At 37.5% G+C, this 19,229-nt stretch carries 21 protein-coding genes; 11 read left to right on the forward strand and 10 right to left on the reverse strand.

Annotation, left to right across the window (positions count from 1 at the left end):
• Nucleotides 1-436: 436 nt before the first annotated feature.
• The 4 genes from RM541_RS14560 to RM541_RS14575 form a co-directional block, all read right to left on the reverse strand.
• Nucleotides 437-1,186 (reverse strand): LytR/AlgR family response regulator transcription factor, encoded by a 750-nt coding sequence (locus RM541_RS14560; RefSeq protein WP_311500931.1) that lies wholly within the window; start codon nt 1,184-1,186, stop codon nt 437-439.
• Between the two features lie 13 nt (nt 1,187-1,199).
• Nucleotides 1,200-1,511, reverse strand: coding sequence for a 2TM domain-containing protein (locus tag RM541_RS14565; protein ID WP_311500863.1), 312 nt, complete (start codon nt 1,509-1,511; stop codon nt 1,200-1,202).
• The gene (locus RM541_RS14570; protein ID WP_311500864.1) at nt 1,511-2,833 is read right to left on the reverse strand and encodes a 2TM domain-containing protein; all 1,323 of its coding nucleotides are present in this window, start codon (nt 2,831-2,833) and stop codon (nt 1,511-1,513) included. The genes RM541_RS14565 and RM541_RS14570 overlap by 1 nt, the downstream gene beginning before the upstream one ends.
• Nucleotides 2,834-3,217: 384 nt before the next feature.
• The gene (locus RM541_RS14575) at nt 3,218-4,522 is read right to left on the reverse strand and encodes an NAD(P)/FAD-dependent oxidoreductase (RefSeq protein WP_311500865.1); all 1,305 of its coding nucleotides are present in this window, start codon (nt 4,520-4,522) and stop codon (nt 3,218-3,220) included.
• Between the two features lie 134 nt (nt 4,523-4,656).
• On the opposite strand from RM541_RS14575, the gene RM541_RS14580 reads away from it, so the two are divergent.
• Nucleotides 4,657-5,151: an RNA polymerase sigma factor gene (locus RM541_RS14580; protein ID WP_311500866.1), complete on the forward strand. Its 495-nt coding sequence runs from the start codon at nt 4,657-4,659 to the stop codon at nt 5,149-5,151.
• A 7-nt stretch (nt 5,152-5,158) separates the two neighbouring features.
• Nucleotides 5,159-5,797, forward strand: a complete 639-nt coding sequence (locus tag RM541_RS14585; RefSeq protein WP_311500867.1) for a DUF8845 family protein — start codon at nt 5,159-5,161, stop codon at nt 5,795-5,797.
• Between the two features lie 589 nt (nt 5,798-6,386).
• On the opposite strand, the gene RM541_RS14590 is transcribed toward RM541_RS14585, so the two are convergent.
• Both RM541_RS14590 and RM541_RS14595 read right to left on the reverse strand, forming a co-directional pair.
• The gene (locus RM541_RS14590) at nt 6,387-7,184 is read right to left on the reverse strand and encodes a lysophospholipid acyltransferase family protein (protein WP_311500868.1); all 798 of its coding nucleotides are present in this window, start codon (nt 7,182-7,184) and stop codon (nt 6,387-6,389) included.
• Nucleotides 7,185-7,258: 74 nt separating this feature from the next.
• Complete coding sequence (locus tag RM541_RS14595; protein ID WP_311500869.1) at nt 7,259-7,900, reverse strand: NUDIX hydrolase; 642 nt, start codon at nt 7,898-7,900, stop codon at nt 7,259-7,261.
• Between RM541_RS14595 and RM541_RS14600 the strand changes: the two genes are divergently transcribed.
• Nucleotides 7,899-8,639: a peptidylprolyl isomerase gene (locus RM541_RS14600; protein WP_311500870.1), complete on the forward strand. Its 741-nt coding sequence runs from the start codon at nt 7,899-7,901 to the stop codon at nt 8,637-8,639. The genes RM541_RS14595 and RM541_RS14600 overlap by 2 nt on opposite strands.
• A 30-nt stretch (nt 8,640-8,669) precedes the next feature.
• Here the strand turns inward: RM541_RS14600 and RM541_RS14605 are convergent, their stop codons facing one another.
• Nucleotides 8,670-9,383: an RDD family protein gene (locus RM541_RS14605; RefSeq protein WP_311500871.1), complete on the reverse strand. Its 714-nt coding sequence runs from the start codon at nt 9,381-9,383 to the stop codon at nt 8,670-8,672.
• A gap of 34 nt (nt 9,384-9,417) precedes the next feature.
• Here RM541_RS14605 and RM541_RS14610 point away from each other — a divergent pair, with 34 nt between their 5' ends.
• The 8 genes from RM541_RS14610 (at nt 9,418) to RM541_RS14645 (ending at nt 17,134) form a co-directional block, all read left to right on the forward strand.
• Nucleotides 9,418-10,401: a stage II sporulation protein M gene (locus RM541_RS14610; RefSeq protein ID WP_311500932.1), complete on the forward strand. Its 984-nt coding sequence runs from the start codon at nt 9,418-9,420 to the stop codon at nt 10,399-10,401.
• Nucleotides 10,376-11,233 carry a YciC family protein gene (locus RM541_RS14615; protein ID WP_311500872.1) on the forward strand — a complete coding sequence of 286 codons (858 nt, stop codon included), beginning with the start codon at nt 10,376-10,378 and terminating at the stop codon, nt 11,231-11,233. The genes RM541_RS14610 and RM541_RS14615 overlap by 26 nt, the downstream gene beginning before the upstream one ends.
• A complete protein-coding gene (locus tag RM541_RS14620) occupies nt 11,233-11,997 on the forward strand; it encodes a DUF4129 domain-containing protein (protein WP_311500873.1) in 765 nt (254 codons plus the stop codon). The genes RM541_RS14615 and RM541_RS14620 overlap by 1 nt, the downstream gene beginning before the upstream one ends.
• On the forward strand, nt 11,990-13,219 hold the full coding sequence (locus RM541_RS14625; RefSeq protein ID WP_311500874.1) for a DUF4350 domain-containing protein: 1,230 nt from the start codon (nt 11,990-11,992) through the stop codon (nt 13,217-13,219). The genes RM541_RS14620 and RM541_RS14625 overlap by 8 nt, the downstream gene beginning before the upstream one ends.
• Entirely contained in the window at nt 13,194-14,210 is a 1,017-nt protein-coding gene (locus tag RM541_RS14630) for an AAA family ATPase (RefSeq protein ID WP_311500875.1), read from the forward strand. The genes RM541_RS14625 and RM541_RS14630 overlap by 26 nt, the downstream gene beginning before the upstream one ends.
• Nucleotides 14,211-15,542, forward strand: coding sequence for a DUF58 domain-containing protein (locus RM541_RS14635; protein WP_311500876.1), 1,332 nt, complete (start codon nt 14,211-14,213; stop codon nt 15,540-15,542).
• Nucleotides 15,543-15,646: 104 nt separating this feature from the next.
• Complete coding sequence (locus tag RM541_RS14640; RefSeq protein ID WP_311500877.1) at nt 15,647-16,069, forward strand: DUF2141 domain-containing protein; 423 nt, start codon at nt 15,647-15,649, stop codon at nt 16,067-16,069.
• A gap of 123 nt (nt 16,070-16,192) precedes the next feature.
• Nucleotides 16,193-17,134, forward strand: coding sequence for a LysR family transcriptional regulator (locus RM541_RS14645; protein ID WP_311500878.1), 942 nt, complete (start codon nt 16,193-16,195; stop codon nt 17,132-17,134).
• Nucleotides 17,135-17,330: 196 nt separating this feature from the next.
• Here the strand turns inward: RM541_RS14645 and RM541_RS14650 are convergent, their stop codons facing one another.
• From RM541_RS14650 to RM541_RS14660, 3 genes are all read right to left on the reverse strand, one after another.
• Nucleotides 17,331-17,528: a hypothetical protein gene (locus RM541_RS14650; RefSeq protein ID WP_311500879.1), complete on the reverse strand. Its 198-nt coding sequence runs from the start codon at nt 17,526-17,528 to the stop codon at nt 17,331-17,333.
• Nucleotides 17,529-17,658: 130 nt separating this feature from the next.
• Complete coding sequence (locus RM541_RS14655; protein ID WP_311500880.1) at nt 17,659-18,459, reverse strand: TIGR00266 family protein; 801 nt, start codon at nt 18,457-18,459, stop codon at nt 17,659-17,661.
• A 188-nt stretch (nt 18,460-18,647) separates the two neighbouring features.
• Nucleotides 18,648-19,067: a DUF4442 domain-containing protein gene (locus RM541_RS14660; protein ID WP_311500881.1), complete on the reverse strand. Its 420-nt coding sequence runs from the start codon at nt 19,065-19,067 to the stop codon at nt 18,648-18,650.
• Nucleotides 19,068-19,229: the final 162 nt, after the last annotated feature.

Consider the following 19,229-nt stretch of genomic DNA (forward strand, 5'->3'; position numbering starts at 1 on the left):
ATCTGAAATCTTTCTCTACAAATTGGATTTTTGAATCTGCCCAAAAATATTTTCTTAAAAATTTTCTGGTTTTCTGAATATTTGGTTTAGTTTTAATAAAATTCCCTACACGCATAAATGACAGGCATAGTTGTGCTGAAAAAAATTCAATAGCACTTTTCGTCCTCGTCCTTTTTTCAATATTGATAATCTACAAACTATGAGCTTTTTTACTTTTTTATTTCCACTGGTAATTGGTACTGTTTATTTGGCAATCCTGTTTGGAATATTGTATTTGATCTATAGATGGGTGAATAAATTTATCTCCTTAAAACAAGAACAGAATGACCTGCTAAGAGAGATCATTAATAAAATGGGAAGTAAATAAGGGGATGCCGAAAATTGCCACTTTTCAACCCTCTCTTAAAATAGAAACAAAACCTCCTTCCCCAAGTAGCTAAGAAAGCCACTGCTTAAAATCCTTAACTTTTTCCCTACTCACAATTAACGGAAGTTCATTAAAAGACTTTAGACTAATGCGCAGTCGGGAATTAGAATAAGCTACGATATCTTCAATAGCCGAAATATTTACAATACATTGTCTATTAATCCTGAAAAAATTTTCGGGATTTAATTCATTCTCAAGTTTCTCCAGGGAAAAATCGAGGGGATAATTCCGCTTGTCCATTGTATGGATATAAGTAGATTTATTTTCAGAACTAAAGCAGCTGATTTCCTCAACATTAATCAGTTTAATATGCTGGCCTACCTGTACCGTGAATCTCTTCCTGTGCTCTAAGGTGGGCAGGTTAAAAATAGATTTCAGATTTTGCACGCTCAGTCCACCATTAATAGCTGCGGTGTTTTGATAAAATTTTTGCATTGCAGCAGCAAGCTCTTCATCATCTATAGGCTTCAGCAAATAATCCACACTATTCAGTTTAAAAGCCTTCAGCGCATATTCGTCATAAGCAGTAGTGAAAATAATGGCACTCATAATTTCCACATTTTCAAAAATTTCAAAAGACAATCCATCGCTTAACTGAATATCCAGAAAAATAATTTCGGGATGTTCATTTTGCAGGAACCATTCGGTAGCCTCTTCAACACCATGCAGCGTTGCAATTACATCTACCTTCTGTTTCTCCAACATACGTTGTAAACGTCGCGCGGATGGCTTTTCATCCTCAATAATTAGTGCCTGTATCATCTAAAAAGTGCTATTCCCAGTTTCTGTTTTTTTCTTTTTCCATTAGCTCCCGTACTTTACGCTCTTCCCAATTTCCAAAAAATTTATTGGGACCAAACACAGAGAGCCAATGTGCAAATAATCCTATTCCCCAGAAAAAAGCTGTGGAATACGTCCAGATGTTACTTAAAGAACTCCAGTCGCCATTATGATAGGACGATACTGTAACTATAGCGATATTCACAAAAAGATAGACCAAAAGGTGTACGTAAAAACCTTTTATCTCTTTCACTTTCTTTTTTGCCGACCAGTAACTGGTATTTTCTTGCTTGTAATTTTCCATTATTTCCAGGATTTTTGTTGTTGTTGTTCCTTCTCCATAATCTCCTGAATTTTACGCTCCTCCCATGCAGAGCCGTAACCAAACACAGAAAATCCATGGATTGTCAATCCAATTCCCCATCCAAATAGCGGAAACCAAAACCATTGAAAGCCCCAGAACGTATAATAATTAATAAAAATTAGGAAAGGAATTACCACACAATAAGAAATGAGGTTTCCATAAAATTCTTTCATTTCTTTTACGCGCTCTTTCGCCTTGAAATACGCTTTTTCTTCTTTAAAATCATGAGTTTCCATAATTGCTATTTGTTTAGTTAGTACAGGTAACTTCACCCTGAATAGTTCCTGATTTTTTTCTATAAATACTTTTCTTCTTGTAACTATTCCGTAGCGATCTACAATATTTTGAAGTCCAACTCCTTTTCGCTGGTGCAATACTTCTTTCTTCTGAAAATTATTTTCTACCACCAGGTAACCATCTGCTTCATAAATTCTAATTCGTAAAGGTTTAGCTTCGCTGACTACATTGTGCTTTATGGTATTCTCCAGTAATAACTGAAGGGATAGCGGCACTACTTTAGCCTCTGGAGTAGAAAGTTTTTCTGGTACTTCATAAAATATACTATTTTCAAAACGCATCCTCAACAACTTCATGTAGGTGACCGCAAAAGCAAGTTCCTCTTCCAAACTCACCAGTTCCTTGTCCTTTTGTTCCAGAACATATCTGTAAATCTTGGAAAGAGAAGTGGTAAATTTTTGCGCCTGGTCCGGATTTTCATCAATAAGAGAGGTTAAAACATTAAGACTGTTAAACAGAAAGTGGGGGTCTATCTGGTTTTTTAAACTCTCAAATTTTGCTGAAGCAGTTCCTGCTATGATTTTTTGTTCAGTTACTTTTCGCTCCTGCAGGGCTTTATAGAAATAAAAGATATGAAAGCCAAGGGAAATGATGATGGTAAACAAAAGTGGAGCAAAATAATACTTCAAGCTTTCATTTTCCAAAAATTCACTTACTGTTACATCGTTAAAAACTGTACTATCTATAAGACGGCAAAAAAAGTAGCCAAGAAGGGTAAGAACAATAGACCCCGCCGAGGCGATAATTGCCCTTTTTAGCCCTGCATTTTCCCATCCAATTTTCTTATTAAAAAATGCAAAATAAAGACCGTTGATAGTGGTAAGAACAAAAGCATAGAAAAAATAAATCCCCCACACTTCAAAACGAAGAAGCTTTTCTGTACTTACGCTGAAAATGGAATCCAACAGAAGGATAACTACAGAAATTACAATTGAAGTTTTTATTATTTTGAAGATAATTTTCATCCCAGCTCTTAATTTGAAGCTAATATCTGGTTATTGTGCCTTTCACGAAAAATGTTTTTACTGAACCGTCAAAATTTAATGCTGAATTGTAATTAAAACAGACAGAACAGAAAATTTATCATTTTCTGAAGTAGTTGAAGCACCTAAACAACCAAAATAGCTAAATTTAAGTTAAAAACTGAAGAAAAATAATAGAACAGAAGATGCGCCCGCAAAAAAAGAATACGTTGTGGCCAAACTTAAACTGCTGACCTTCAGAAAAAAAGGAGATATATTTTAAAGTATAGGGTCGAAAATTGCCATTTTCGACCCTATACTATTTCGGTGGCCAGATTTTTACCTGCACCACAATATTTTATTCCGAAGAAATTAAAATTATGCTAATTAGACGTCCTCATCTACTTCCATAATTTTTTTATTCGCTTTAAATGGCCTGATAATAAGACGTGCCGCTTTATCGAAGTTAATATAATTGTAAATCCAGTTAAAGAAGGTCACAAACCTGTTTCTAAAACCAACCAGGAACCACAAGTGCACAAACATCCATACAAACCATGCAAAGAAACCTCCAAATTTAAATTTTCCCAAATCTACCACCGCGCGATTTCTTCCTACCGTCGCCATGGTACCTTTATCATTATAATTAAAAGGTTCTAATTTTTCGCCCTTTACCAGTCGCTTGAGATTTTTGGCCAGGTGCCTCCCCTGCTGTATAGCGGGTTGGGCTACCATAGGATGTCCTCTGGGAAAATCACCACTTTGCATTAACGCGATATCTCCAATTGCAAAAATATTCTCGTAGCCGTTTACCTGGTTAAAAGTGTTAACTTCGTACCGGTTCGCTTTCTCGACCATAGCCGAAGCATTTAATCCTTTAACAGGAGCGCCTGTAACGCCGGCAGACCAGATAAATGTTTCTGTTTTTAAAGAAAGGTCGGTATTGGTTGTGACAAGTTCTCCATCGTAATTTTCTACCATGGTGTTTAAATGGATGTGAACCCCCAGTTCTTCCAAAAATTTCTGTGCTCTTTTAGAAGATTCTTCACTCATTGGCGGTAGAACCCGTGAAAGTCCTTCCAGGAGATGGATATTCATTTCGTTAGGATCAATATCTGGATAATCGTTGGGAACCACGTTATTTCGTATTTCCGCAAGTGCGCCGCTAAGCTCCACTCCTGTTGGGCCTGCTCCTACCAGCACAAAATTAAGTAGCGCTTTCCTTTTCTCAGGATCATCTGTTATGACTGCCTGTTCCAGGTTTTCCAGAACCAGGCTCCTTATATTTAAGGCTTGCGGAACTGTTTTCATCCACATTCCGTTTTCTTCAATACTTTTATTTCCGAAGAAATTTGTTTTTGAACCTGTAGCAATTACCAAATAATCGTAGGTAATATCGCCAATATTGGTATGTATTAAATTTTCTTCCGCAGAAATTGAAGAGACTTCGGTAAGCCTGAAAAAGCATTTTTTACTATCCCGTGTAATCTTCCTTAAAGGATAAGCTATAGAATCTGGCTCCAGGCTGGCAGTGGAAACCTGGTACAATAAAGGCTGAAAAGTATGGTAATTATGCCGGTCCAGTAAAACCACCTGGAAATCTTCCTTAAGTAGTTTTCTTGCAAGTGCCAGGCCAGCAAAACCTCCTCCAATTATTACTACTCGAGGTAAATCGCTACGGGGAATATTCATATAATAAACGGTTTAAAACGTAATTTAGGATTTATCCTGCTTTATCAGAAAAATTCGGTGCGCATTAACTATAATTTATAGTTTTTTGTAACATTGTACTTCTTCGGGCTACATATAGCAGCTAACCAAGTAATGTGAACAAGGACCTAGAACATCAGTTTGTTACCAATCTGGAAAAACACCAGAATATTGCGCACAAAATATGTCGCATTTATACGAACGATCAGGCTTCTCACAACGATTTATTCCAGGAAATCACCATTCAGCTTTGGAAAGCTTATCCTAAGTTTCGTGGAGATGCAAAATTTAGCACATGGATGTACAGGGTCGCTCTTAATACGGCAATTACACTTTATCGTAAGAAAAAGCGTGGAATTCAGACTCAGGACTACGACACTGTTCATTTTAAAATCAAGGCCGAAGAGTACGACGATGAAGCAGAGCAGCAAATTAAACTAATGTACGATGCTATTAAAGAATTAAATGATATTGAAAAAGCACTGGTTTTTTTATATCTGGAAGACAAAAATTACCGCGAAATATCCGAAACCCTCGGTATATCTGAAGTAAATGCAAGAGTGAAAATGAATAGGGTAAAAACAAAATTGAGAACAATATTAAATCCTTAAAGAGTTGATGGATGGATTGGATTTATTAAAGAAAAACTGGAAAAAGCAGGAAGATAATCTTCCGCACCTTTCCTATGATGATATTTACAAAATGCTGTGGAAGAAATCTTCTTCTATTGTAAAGTGGATATTTATCATCAGCATTATAGAATTTCTTCTGGGAACGCTTTTAAGCATTGTCCTGGCTGACAAGGAGTACTGGCAACAGATGGAGACGCTTCACTTAAAAAAGTTTATGATTTTTGCTGAAGCAGTTAGCTATCCTATTACCCTCTATTTTATATACCGTTTCTATAGGAATTACAGGAAAATATCGTCTACAGATAGTGCTTCAAAACTTATGAAGGACATCCTGAAGACACGAAAAACTGTAAAATTCTATATTGCCTACGTTTTAATTTCGATTGCCATTATTACCATGGTGTCCATATATATTTTAATGCACTATCACGTTCTGGAAGTAAACGCGAACGAAGCATCAAAATACGTTTTTGATACGGTAGACTGGATTAAGATGATTGCAATTCTAAGTATTGCACTTATTTTACTTCTGGGCGTTATCTGGTTATTCTACAAGTTGCTTTATGGAATTCTTTTAAAAAGATTGAATCGTAATTATAAAGAGCTGAAGAATCTGGATGTTTGAATTTAAGTTTGGAGTTCGGAGTTTGGAGTTCGGAATTCGGACATAAAGTTAAAGCTTTAATAGCTACATCTTCATTTGTACCCTCTGCGCAAATCTGCAATATCTGCGGGAGAAATTTGAGAACCTATTTTTAAAGTTTGCAGTTAAATGTATAACAGAGATCAAAAATGTCAATTTTCGACATTCTTAAAAGAGTTCGGAGTTTGGAATTTGGACCTAAAGCTAAAACTTTAATAGCTACCTCTTCGTTTGTACCCTCTGCGCGAATCTGCGATGTCTACGGGAGAAATTTGAGAATTTATTTTTAAAGTTTGTTGTTAAATTTGTAACGACATATTAAAAAACCTTCATAAAAGAGTTTGGAGTTTGGAGTTCGAAAAGTTAAAAAGGTAAAGAGTTAAGGAGGGAAAAATTATTTTCTTGGAACAATCGATAGGTATCTCTCTTGAACTTGTTTTGTGGATAGTACTTTTTCTTCTGATGAATTGTGAGGTGAATCTTTCCTCTCTTCTCTTTCCTCTAAAAGTCAACCTCAAAAATGCCAATTTTCGACCTTCAGAAATACAGAACCTAAAATTTAAATTAATTTCTAATATTCCCTTTTCTTATTAAGCTCTTCCATAGTATTTAAAGCTTCTGTAGGAATTACTTTTGAAAAAGAAGCGTGTTGTTCTATTGCATATTCCAGTTTCTCAACAATTTCCTCTATAGATTCGTTCTTGTAATCTATTTCCAAACGTTCTTTTATCTGAAATGATTGCAAAATTCCGCGTTTTTTAATCCGTAGGCCTTTTTTATCAAAAGACCTGCGAAAACCATCAATAACAATTGGAATTACAATTGGTTTATGGTTTTTGATAATATGAGCGGTACCTTTTCTAATAGGCTTAAATGGCTTTGTGGTACCTTGCGGAAAGGTGATTACCCAGCCGTCATTTAAAGCATCTGCAATATTTTCAGAATCCTGCGGATTCACATTCCGCTGAATTTCCTTTCCTTTTTCCCGCCATGTCCTTTCTACCGTAATTGCGCCGGCATAGGCCATGATCCTGGTGAGCAAACCCGCCTGCATAGTCTCTTTTGCAGCTACATAATAAATATTGAGCTTTGGATTCCAGATATATCCCACATTTTTAATGGAATCTACCCTCCCGCTCAAACTGGCATTAAAAACATGGAACATGGCTACAACATCTGCAAAATAGGTCTGATGGTTCGATACAAACAGAACGTTGGTATCAGGAAGATTCTTTATAATATCAGATCCTTCAATTTTTAGTTCGTTAAAGCCGCGGTATCTCCTGTGGGTAAGCAAACCAAATATGCGAATAAGCCACTTCTTCAGAAATAAAATATGTCCAAACGGATTTTTTTTAAAAAGGCCCATTATCTGAAACTACAAATTATAACTAGTTTTTAGAAACATATTTTTAAACGGAGGCAAATATAATGATTAGTTCCTTACAGGACCTTCACCAGCATTTCCTTTATTTCACTCAGCATCATTCCTGTGGCACCCCAAACGATATGACCATTAAGGCTGAAAGCCGGTACTTCTACATTTTTAGCATAGGACGTGCTTAGCACTTGTTTTACCATATTATTTTCGTCCAGAAAATGCTCAAGGTCGACTTCAAGGATATCTTCTACTTCAGATTCCTGCGCAACCAGAACCGGCGTAGTTTCCATAATCCCAATAAAAGGATGAACCCAGAAGTTACTAGGGGGAATGTAAAGTTTTGTCAGTTCTTTAATAACCGTTACTGCTTTTGCAGGAACTCCTACCTCTTCTTCTGTTTCCCGAAGTGCAGTTTCTGAAAGATCCTTATCCTCCTCTTCCACCCTTCCGCCGGGAAAACCGACCTGATTGGAATGAACGCCCCTATAGGTTTTCCTTAAAATTAAAACCAGTTTGGTTTGTGAAAGCTCATCAGGATAAAAAAGTGCCAAAACACCTGCTTCGTTCGGTTTTTGCTTTTCAATATCAACATTGGCAAGCTCCTGTGTTCTCATTAGAGGAGCTAATTTATGATGTGCAGTCTCTCCCGGTAATTCAATTTTTTTTAATTTTGATATCTTAGATTTAAAGATTTTGAAGTCCATGAGATATAGCCTTTCAATAATTGCCGGTTTTCTGATTCTTTTTTTTGCAAGTTGTGAAGATAAGAATTCTTCTCAGAAAAGTGCTGCCGAAACTGTAGCCGAGAAAATGGAGAATGATAGTACAGCAATAGAAGTTGCCAAAGATTATACAGAAGAAGAAAAAATAGAAGAAAAGGGGTTGGGAGAAGCTTATCCCATTCCGCAGGAAGAACTTATTCCGTTTTTAACTCAATATGGGAAAGAAAATCCTGAAAACCGGGTAAGGATCGTTACCAGTTTTGGCGACATTGAGGTTACGTTATTTCGGGACACACCTTTGCACCGGGCAAATTTTATAATGCTGGTCAAAAATGGCTATTTTGACAATACTTATTTTCATAGGGTTGCACCTGGATTCGTGATTCAGGGAGGAAATTCTGATAACGAAGCTACTTACGAAATGAGGCAGGATGTTGGCAATTATTTGATCCCAAGTGAATTTGCTGCCGGCCATAGGCACACCTATGGCGCATTTTCCGCAGCAAAATACAGTGAACAAAACGTAAGCAAAGCTTCTTCTCCTTTCGAATTTTTTATCGTGGTAGACAAAGGTGGATCACCTCACCTGAATAATGACCACACTGTTTTTGGCGAAGTTACCAGTGGAATGGACGTAGCTGAAAAAATTGCTCAGGTCGAAACTGGCCAGTCAGAATGGCCTATTGACAATATTTATATGGATGTAGAAATCATTGAATAGCATGTGGTCTTAAGGAGTGGTTTTTACTTCTTACTGTTGCGTATAGTAATTATAATCAGAAATCACCCTGTTTAAAAATTCCATCGGTCTTTCTTCATATTCTACATCCATTAATGCGGAAACCTTTAATGCAAGGGACAAGATAATATTATGATTTCCGTTTGCTCTCGCCTTCCTATAAATTTCTTTAATCTCCTGAATATCCGCATCACTTAAGACCGTTACCTGTGAATATTTAGGAGTGTAATCTCCGGGCAAATCAACGGCAAGGGTGTTTTCTATTCCCATACGTTGTTTTTCAGATATTACCGTGGTCTTTGCCGCAAGATCACCAAGTCGCTGACCTTTACCATTTATCAAAATCATGACTACTGCCACAGCCCCGCTACTTAAAGTAATATCAATAAATCTAAGCAGCCACCTTATGAGATAATTGGAAAAAGCAGGGCGGGAACCATCTTCTTTGACCACTCTTAAGTGCATGGTTGCTTTCCCGGGAGTTTGCCCGTTCCAGAATGTTTCCCAAAGAAGGTAGTATAGAAGAACAGGTAAGCCCAACACCAGATAATACATCCAGGTACCTCCACTGTCAAGATCTGTTCCCGAAATTATAAGCCCGGTTATGATGGTGTAGAGGATGAGTATAAAAGTATCTACAATATAAGCAACTATGCGTTCTCCAATCCCGGCCACATTCTGTTTAATACTAATATTTTGAGCCGTTTCTATTTGAAAATTATCCATTTAATCTGTTACTTTGAGTTCTAATTGGGAAACTATGCGCGAGGCCGCTTTTGTGAAGCAAAATAAGGATAAATGGTTGAAGTTTGAAAGCCTCCTTAAAAATAAAAACAGCATCCCCCCGGAGGAATTATCTGGAATTTATGTAGAGGTTAGTGATGACTTAAGTTATGCACAAACTTTCTATCCCAACAGCAATACCACTACCTACCTCAATGGACTTGCATCTACAGCTCATCAAAAAGTTTACAGAAATAAAAAAGAATCACGAAACCGGTTCGTAAGCTTTTTTACTGAAGAATTTCCGCTATTCTTTTACCAATACCAAAGGCAATTACTGCTGAGCTTTTTAATATTTGCTTTATTCTCTGTTGTAGGTGCATTTTCTGCAGCTAGCGACGGCTCCTTCATTCGAGGCATTCTTGGCGATTCTTATGTTAATATGACCCTGGAAAACATCGCTAATAATGATCCAATGGCGGTCTACAAAAATGCTTCAGAAGTTGATATGTTCCTGGGAATCACCATTAATAATATTAAGGTAAGCCTTTTTGCTTTTACTCTGGGGATTCTTGCCGGTTTGGGCACAGCTTTTATTTTAATGCAAAATGCCGTGATGCTCGGTTCTTTTCAGTATTTTTTTTATGAACAGGGCCTGCTATGGGAATCAGCCAGGACAATCTGGATTCATGGTACCATAGAAATTTCGGTGATTATAGTTGCGGGATGTGCTGGTCTGGTGGTAGGAAAAAGCATTTTGTTCCCTGGAACTTATTCCAGGCTCAGGTCGTTTATTTCCGGCGTAAAAGATGGATTAAAAATTGTCATTAGCACAATTCCTTTCTTTATAATTGCAGGTTTTCTGGAAGGATTTGTTACCAGGATCACCCAGATGCCAGACTGGCTGGCAATTACAATTATTTCACTTTCTTTGGCTCTTATCCTTTTTTATTACGTCTTTTATCCAATTTATCTACATAATCAAAAATCAAAAAATGAATCCGGACTACATCAGGTTTAAAAAACAAAGGGAACTTGGGGAGATCCTTAGCATCCTTTTTAAATTCCTTCGGGAAAACTACAAGCTTCTTTTTAATGTCTTCGCTAAATTTGTTTCCCCGGCATTTGTGCTTCTTATAGCAGCAGTAAGCTATTATACGTATTCCACAATAGGAAGCCCCGTTTTTGCCACAGGAGTCTTTAGCGGTGGCGAATTTATACTGTCGTTTATTCTTATGTTAATCGCTGTTCTTATATATATGGCTGCTTTAAACGGAGCAATATTTCATGTTATCAGTTCTTACATTAACAATAATGGAGATGTACAGGTTTCAGAAGTAGGGAAAGGATTAAAAGAAGATTTTGGGAAATTGCTTGGAATAACACTTATTTCCTGGGTTCTAATAGTGGCGGGAACTCTCCTGTTCATAATTCCCGGCGTTTATCTAACAGTTCCATTAACAATGAGTGCCGCTATTCTTGTTTTTAGAAGAGGTAACATCATGGACAGCATCTCAGATTCTTTTCAATTAGTTAAAGATAACTGGTGGATGACCTTTTTCAGCCTTTTTGTTATTGGAATGCTAATATATTTAATAAGCTTTATCTTCCAAATCCCATTATTAATCTACACCATCATAAAAACTTTTACGGTGATGCAGGAAGGTTCGGCGGCAGACCTTTCGGGAATGTTTGATTGGGTTTACATCACCCTTTCCATAATTGCTTCGCTTATTCAATACATGTTGTACGCAATTATGCCCCTGGGAATTTCCCTTATATATTTTCATCTGAATGAAAAACAAAACTTCACGGGAACATTTGAATCCATAGAAAACCTAGGAAGAAGATAATGATCAGATTTATTTTAGCAATTTCACTCTGCTTCTTATGCTTCGGAAATGTTTTTCCACAAGCTGAAGGAACCACAGATTCTATTGCTGAAATAAAATATGATCGCAATGAAGACCTGAAACCGGCTACCTTTAATAAATCTGAGATTGAAGCCTATAAAAGCCTGGAAGAATTTGATTATCTGGATCTTGTAGAGAACGATTCGTGGTGGACGCGTTTTAAGCGGTTTATTAATTTGAAATACGAGCAGTTTACAGCTTGGTTGTTTGGGGATTATACACCCGGAGGCTTTCTTCAATTTATCATAATGATTTTCCCTTACGTTATCCTGGCAATTGTGCTCGGCTTCGTTTTCTGGCTCATTACACGGCTGGATCCAGGAAGTTCGCTACTTAGTACTCCGGTAGAACCTGAGGTTTTTCTAAGTGAAGAGGAAGAAATCATCCAGTCTAAGGATATAAATCGATTAATTGAAGAAGCCATTGCCAACAAACAATACCGGCTTGCCGTACGTTATTACTACCTTTTAAACCTAAAGCGATTGGATGAGAACGGAATTATATCTTATCAGTTCCAGAAAACAAACCAGGATTATTCTGCTGAAATCCAGAAGGAAACTATAAAACATCAATTTCGGAAGATTACCAGGCTTTATGATTTTATCTGGTATGGTGATTTTAAAGTTTCAGAAACAGATTTTCGCTTAGCTGAAAGAGGTTTTATTCAAATGAATTCAATATTAGAAAATTCATCAAATGAATAAGACATTTAAATTGACATTTGCTCTTTTCCTATTGCTGGTTCTCGCCCTTACCTGGCTGGAAGCTACAGAGCCGGAACCGGTGAACTGGTCTCCCAGCTACGTAGCCAAAGATAAGATTCCGCTGGGAAGCTTTGTTTTTTTCGAGAGCTGGAAAAAGAGTATTTCTTCAGAAATTGAAGAAATAAAAATTCCACCTTACGAGTTTTTTATGCAGGACAGCCTTCCGCAAGGCACCTATTTTTTCCTGAACCATTACATTGCCTTTGATGATGATGAACTTAACAATCTTCTGGAATGGGTAGAAAAAGGTAATTCCGCGTTTATTTCGGCAGATTATCTTAGTATGAATCTTCTGGACACGCTGGACCTGGAAATAAATGAATTTATAAGTAACAAAGATTTTACTTCCCGGCCAAAGTTTAATTTGGTGAACCCGGAGCTTAAGAGTGCAGAATCTTATAAACTTGATCATGATATTGAAGCTATCTTCTTCAGTAAAATAGACACTGCGCGGCACACTGTTCTTGGCGTGGCAAATCTCGAAGAAGAAGTTACTTCTAAAGAACAAAAAATAAATTTTATAAAAGCTCCCTTCGGAAATGGCCAATTTCTGCTGCATACCAGTCCTCAGGCCTTCAGCAATTACTTTTTACTTTCTGAAAACAACCACGAGTATGCAGAAAAAGTTCTGTCATATATAGACGATAATGGGCAAATTTTATGGGACGGTTACTATAAATCCGGCAAGACGTTTTACTCATCACCGCTTTACATTCTTCTTAACCGAAGAAGTTTAAAATGGGCTTATTATTTTGTGATTATTGCGGGTGTCCTTTTTATAATCTTTGAAGGCAAAAGAAAACAACGTCCAATTCCTGTAGTGAATCCGCAAAAAAATCAAACGTACGAATACACTCAGACCATTGCAGATTTGTACCTTGAACAGAAGCAGTATAAAGAACTTGCCACAAAAAAAAATGAATTGTTCCTTGAGTATATCAGGCTTCATTATCGTATTCCTACACAGGAAATAAATGAACAATTTTACCTGGATTTATCTTCACGGGCAGGAAAAACGACTGAAGAAGCGAAGGAGTTATTTAATAGAATCAATCAAATTAAAAGCAGGGCGCAGATTTCTAAAGAAGAATTTTTAGTATCAAGCCGGGCAATTAATGAGTTTAAAGACATAAAAGATGGAAAGCGAAGAAATACAACCTAATGAAGGTGAACAAAGAGAAGAGCTGAATTTTAATAATCGGGTTCCTCTGGAGGATCTAAAAGATTCTGTTGAAAAGCTGAAAGAGCAGCTGGCAAAAGTAATTGTTGGCCAGGACGAATTTGTAGAGCTTCTTATCGTGGGTCTCCTTGCCAATGGCCATGTGCTTATAGAAGGAGTTCCCGGAGTGGCAAAAACAGTTACGGCCAAGCTTTTTGCAAAAAGCCTGGAAACCGGATTTAGCCGAATTCAATTTACTCCAGATCTTATGCCCAGTGACGTATTGGGAACTTCTGTGCTCAACATGAAATCTTCGGAGTTTGAATTTAAGCCGGGCCCAATTTTCTCTAATGTTGTTCTTATTGATGAAATTAACCGTGCTCCCGCAAAAACTCAGGCTGCACTTTTTGAAGTCATGGAAGAACGGCAAATCACGATAGACGGTAAACAATACAACATGGAAGCTCCTTTTATGGTTCTTGCCACACAAAATCCTATCGAGCAGGAAGGAACTTATGCCCTTCCCGAAGCGCAACTGGACAGGTTTTTATTTAAAATTGATGTGGGATATCCTTCTACAGAAGATGAAGTTAAAATTCTTCAATCCCACCACGAGCGTAAAGGCAAACTTCCTGAAGCTAGCATAGAAGCTGTGCTTCATCCTGATAAATTGCTTACACTTAAGGAGCAAATTCATGAGATTTTGGTTGAAGAAAAGTTACTGAATTACATAGCCCAGCTCGTCGGGAAAACACGCCAACATCCTCATCTATACCTCGGCGCTTCTCCCAGGGCTTCTATTGCGGTGATGAATGCCTCCAAAGCTTTTGCCGCTATTAACGGGAGGGATTTTGTTATTCCTGAAGATATTAAACGCGCCCTGAATCCTGTTTTAGGACATAGAATTATTCTTTCTCCAGACCGAGAGATGGAAGGAATGACGACAAAAAATGTCCTGGAAATGATTACACAATCTGTTGAAATACCACGATAGGTGATAAAATTCTTCAAATCTTTATATTTTACGCAACGGGTTTTTGTGGCGCTTTTCGCGATCGCCATAATCTTCCTGTTTTCGTACTGGTTTGAATTTCTTTACACTTTTGCCTGGATATTTGTAGTCCTGCTTTCCATTTTTGTACTACTGGATATGGTAACTCTTTTTAAAAACACAGGACTTACCGCTTCCCGAATTCTTCCCGAGAAATTCTCCAATTCCGATGATAACCCTGTGAGATTGGAAATCCGGAACGAATACAATTTCCAGATTAAGTGCGAAGTAATAGACGAACTGCCCGTACAATTTCAGAAAAGGGATTTCCTGAAAATTTTTACTATTTCTGCCAAAGGAAAGCACTCTTTTGAGTACCTGGTGCGGCCCGTGCATCGTGGAGAATATATCTTCGGAAAATTAAATGTTTATGCCACTACAAAATTGAAGTTGGCTAAAAAGCGACAGGTGTTTGATGCAGACCAAATGGTAAAGGTTTACCCTTCTTTTATTCAGATGAAAAAACTGGATTTCCTGGCTATTGATAATAAAATTTCCCAGCCGGGCCTCAAGAAAATCCGAAGGATTGGCCATACGATGGAGTTTGAACAAATCAAGGAATATGTAACCGGGGACGATGTGCGCACGATCAACTGGAAAGCCACAGCAAAGCATGGAAATTTAATGGTGAACCAGTTTCAGGATCAGAAGGCCCAGCCGGTTTATTCGGTTATTGATGCCGGTCGGGTCATGAAAATGCCGTTTAACGGACTGAGTTTACTGGATTATGCGATTAACAGCGCTTTGGCATTTTCTAACGTTGCACTTAAGAAAAAGGATAAAGTCGGTTTCCTGAGCTTTTCCAATGAACTGGAAGCCCTGCTTGGTGCCAGTTCAAAACCCACCCAACTCAACCGAATCCTGGAAACACTCTATAACGTAAAAACCGGCTTTCGTGATTCCGATTACAGCCTGCTTTATTCCCGCGTTAAAAGGCATATCAATCAGCGTAGCCTGTTGATGCTCTACACCAATTTTGAACATCCTTCCGGACTTAAACGTCAGCTTCCGTATTTAAAAGCGCTGGCAAGAAAACACGTTTTGGTGGTGATCTTTTTTGAAAATACCGAAGTGCAAAAACTAATAGAAACAAACGCCGATTCTGTCGCCTCCAGTGCACATCAAACCATAGCAGAGCAATTCTCCTATGACAAAATTAAAATGGCTAAGGAATTACAGCGCAATGGAATCCAGACCATTCTCACCAAACCGGAAGATCTCAGCATCAACACTATCAATAAATATCTTGAAATTAAAGCCAGAGGGATTTTATAGTAATTACAATTCAGGATCATCATCCTACAGTTCAGCAAAATTTTTTAGTTGTTCAATACCCTTCAGAATATATTTGAAGTATAAATTTTTTAAAACCAACAACTATGAAAATTTTAGCAGTATTAGCAAGCATCTTGTTCTTCAATTTCGCAACCGCTCAGGAAAACAAGGAAGAAAAGGCTAGAATCACAGTAACTATTAACAATGCCACAAGTGATGAAGGAGAAGTTCTCTTCGGATTATATACTGAAGATACTTTTATGAATACCGAGCCGGAATTTAGAGCTTTAAGTGAAGTGAAGAATGGTGTGGCCAAAGCTACCTTTAAGGATATCCCGCAAGGAACATATGCCATCATCGCCCTCCATGATAAAAATGGTAACAAAAGAATGGACTTTGACAGCAACGGAATGCCAATGGAGAATTATGGAACTTCGGGAAATGGAATATCATACGGGCCACCTAATTGGGAGGATTCTCAATTTAAATTCGATACAGAATCCCGCGAAATTGAAATAAGATTTTAATTATCCAATTAAGAAGTACCAGTAAAGGATAGTATAAGCAACAGCTTAAATAAAGAGCCCTGCGATTAATTGATAATACTATAGAAAAAACCAATACCTTTGTAGCATAATAAATTGCTATTTATGACAATCACACAGCTACATTACGTTCTTGCTGTAGCAGAACATAAAAATTTCACGAAAGCTGCCCAAAAGGTATTTGTTACACAACCTACGCTAAGTATGCAAATTCAGAAACTGGAAGAAGAGTTGGACATCCAGATTTTTGACCGGAGCAAGAAGCCCATTCAGCTTACCGAGACAGGTCAAAAAATTGTTCACCAGGCGCGAAATATTGTAAATGAAAGCGATAGGATAAAGGATATTGTAGACCAGCAAAAAGGTTATGTAGGAGGTATTTTTAAATTGGGAATAATCCCCACAGTAATGCCTACGCTCCTACCGCTTTTTATTACCAATTTTATTAAAAAATACCCCAAGGTAAAACTAAAAATTGAGGAGCTAAATACCGATGCTATTATCGAAAAACTGAAGGAAGGTCACCTGGATGCAGCTATTGCGGCTACACCTCTGGAGCAGGAAGGTATTAAGGAAAATCCACTTTATTACGAACCTTTTGTTGGATATATTCCGCCTTCACACCGCCTGAATAAAAAGGAAAAAATTGCTGTAAACGATCTTGATCTGGATGATATACTGCTACTTCAGGATGGCCATTGCTTTAAAGATGGAATTATTAATCTTTGCAAAATAACCCGTGGTACCAACGATGATCATTTTCAACTGGAAAGTGGAAGTTTCGAAACATTAATAAGCCTCGCAAACGAGGGACTGGGAATGACACTGCTCCCCTATCTCCACACCCTCGAACTCAAAGAATCAGAAAAACAGCATTTAAAAATGTTTGAAGATCCTGTACCTGCCCGGGAAGTGAGCCTTATTTACAATCGCAGCGAATTAAAAATGCAGATAATTGAGGCTATGCGCAGCACCATTGCAGGAGTTATAAAAGGAGCAATAGCCTATCAAAACGTACAGATTATAAGTCCGATAAATAAAAAGTAAAGTGGTTGACCTTTTGAAAGCCTAAACTTAGTTTTTGTCATCTTGAATGAAGGCAAAAGGACAAACAAACTCCTCAACTGCAATCGGTCTGGCAACTCTGCTATAATATTTTGGTTAGAGATTTACCAGAAGCATAAATAGTAATCGAAATGAGGTCAAACAGAAAAAGAAAAAGCGGCTCAAGGGCCGCTTTTTTCTATGGATTTAAATAAATTAAACAACTATTTAATTCGGGGTTCTGCCGGGTTAAAGTTATAATCCAGATTTTTAGTTCCTCAATTTCATGAGGCAGCAATCTGTCCATTGCTTTGTTGACTTCCTTACAGAACAGCGTAGCATCAAAACTTACTTTGTCAAGTACTGTTTTGGTGTATTCAAAAATCGCTCTCGCCATAATTTGATACCTGGTTTAGTTAGAAAAAATGATTAAAAAAAGGTAGAATTGTTTCTATAAGCTTAGATTAATACTTTCTAAATATAGGTAATTTATTTTAAATAAAGATGTACGAAAACGATTTAGTTCGTTAGAACCTTCTATCCCCACCAATCACATCTCCCAATCCACCTAGAATACTACCTTCTCCTTTATCCTTGCCTCCACCTTGCGGTGCCGCCTGAAGAACTCTGTTTGCCAGTCGGCTAAAAGGCAAAGACTGAATATAAACAGTTCCGGGTCCAGTGAGCGTAGCAAAGAACAAACCTTCGCCACCAAAAAAGGTGTTTTTTATACCACCAACGAATTCGATATCATAATCAATATCCTGTGTAAAACCAATTATACAACCAGTATCCACTTTTAATTTCTCACCAGGTTGTAATTCCTTTCTTGCCATAGTTCCGCCTGCATGGACAAATGCCATACCATCTCCCTCTACTTTTTGCATAATAAAACCTTCACCTCCAAAGAAACCACGACCAAACTTTTTACTGAACTCAATTCCAATGGAAACGCCTTTTGCAGCACATAAAAAAGCATCTTTTTGACAAATAAACTTCCCGTTAAACTTTGTAAGGTCTATGGGAATAATCTTTCCCGGATAGGGAGATGCAAAACTTATTTTTTTCTTTCCCTGTATCTCGTTGGAGAAAATAGTCATGAAAAGACTTTCCCCGGTCAACAACCTTTTTCCAGCTCCCAGGATTTTTCCCAAAAAGCCTTCATCTTTGGCAGAACCGTCGCCAAAAATGGTATTCATCTGGATGCCGTTATCCATCATCATAAAATTTCCGGCTTCAGCAATTACCGCCTCCTCTGGATCCAGTTCCAGCTCAACATACTGCATTTCTTCTCCAAAGATCTGGTAATCTATTTCATGTGCATTCATGAATTTAAGTATTTAAAGGTTAAGGTTTAAAGTTTTTAAAGTTGTTCTCTGTTATGAGTTATCTGTTGTTTATCGTTTGATGTTTTACAGCATAAAGCTTTTAATTCCTTCCTCCCCTCTTTTGACTGACTCAACTTTCTTTTATGACTGCATTTTCAAATTAACTCATTTTCAAATTCTCAAATCATTTACTTCTTCACCCTCACCGTCCATTCAAAATGAAATTCGGATACTTCAATCCCTTCTTCATTTCTTCCCTCACTTTTCATCCAGAAGGTTTCACCTTCTCCGGTGGATAAAGTTTTTTTGATAGCTTCAGTAATTTTTTCGCCATCCTCACACGTAAAGGTGATTTTTCCTGTTGCTTTTTTTGAGAAAGTAGATTTATTTTGGGCAACCAACATCGAAATCTTCTTGTTTTCCTGCTGAATTTTTGACATTACCAATGCTCCCGTGCTTAACTCGGCAGCCATCGCCTGTACCGCAAAATACATCGATTTAAACGGATTCTGATTTATCCACCTGTGCTTAACCCTTACTTGACAGCTCCTGCTATTAATCTGTTTTACCCGCACACCACAGAGCCATGCACTGGGTAATTTCAGCATTAAAAAAGAATTAAGTTTTGCGGGTGTCATTACTGGAAATTTCAAATTTGTACTTAAATGTATTTAAAATAACTGGTTCAGCTGGGAATATCAATTCTTAAATTTAAGTTAATTTTGAGTACTATGTTTTGCAAATTACTATCCTTTGTACATATATTTGTA

The sequence above is a fragment of the Autumnicola psychrophila genome (assembly GCF_031846645.1).
GTDB lineage: Bacteria > Bacteroidota > Bacteroidia > Flavobacteriales > Flavobacteriaceae > Autumnicola > Autumnicola psychrophila.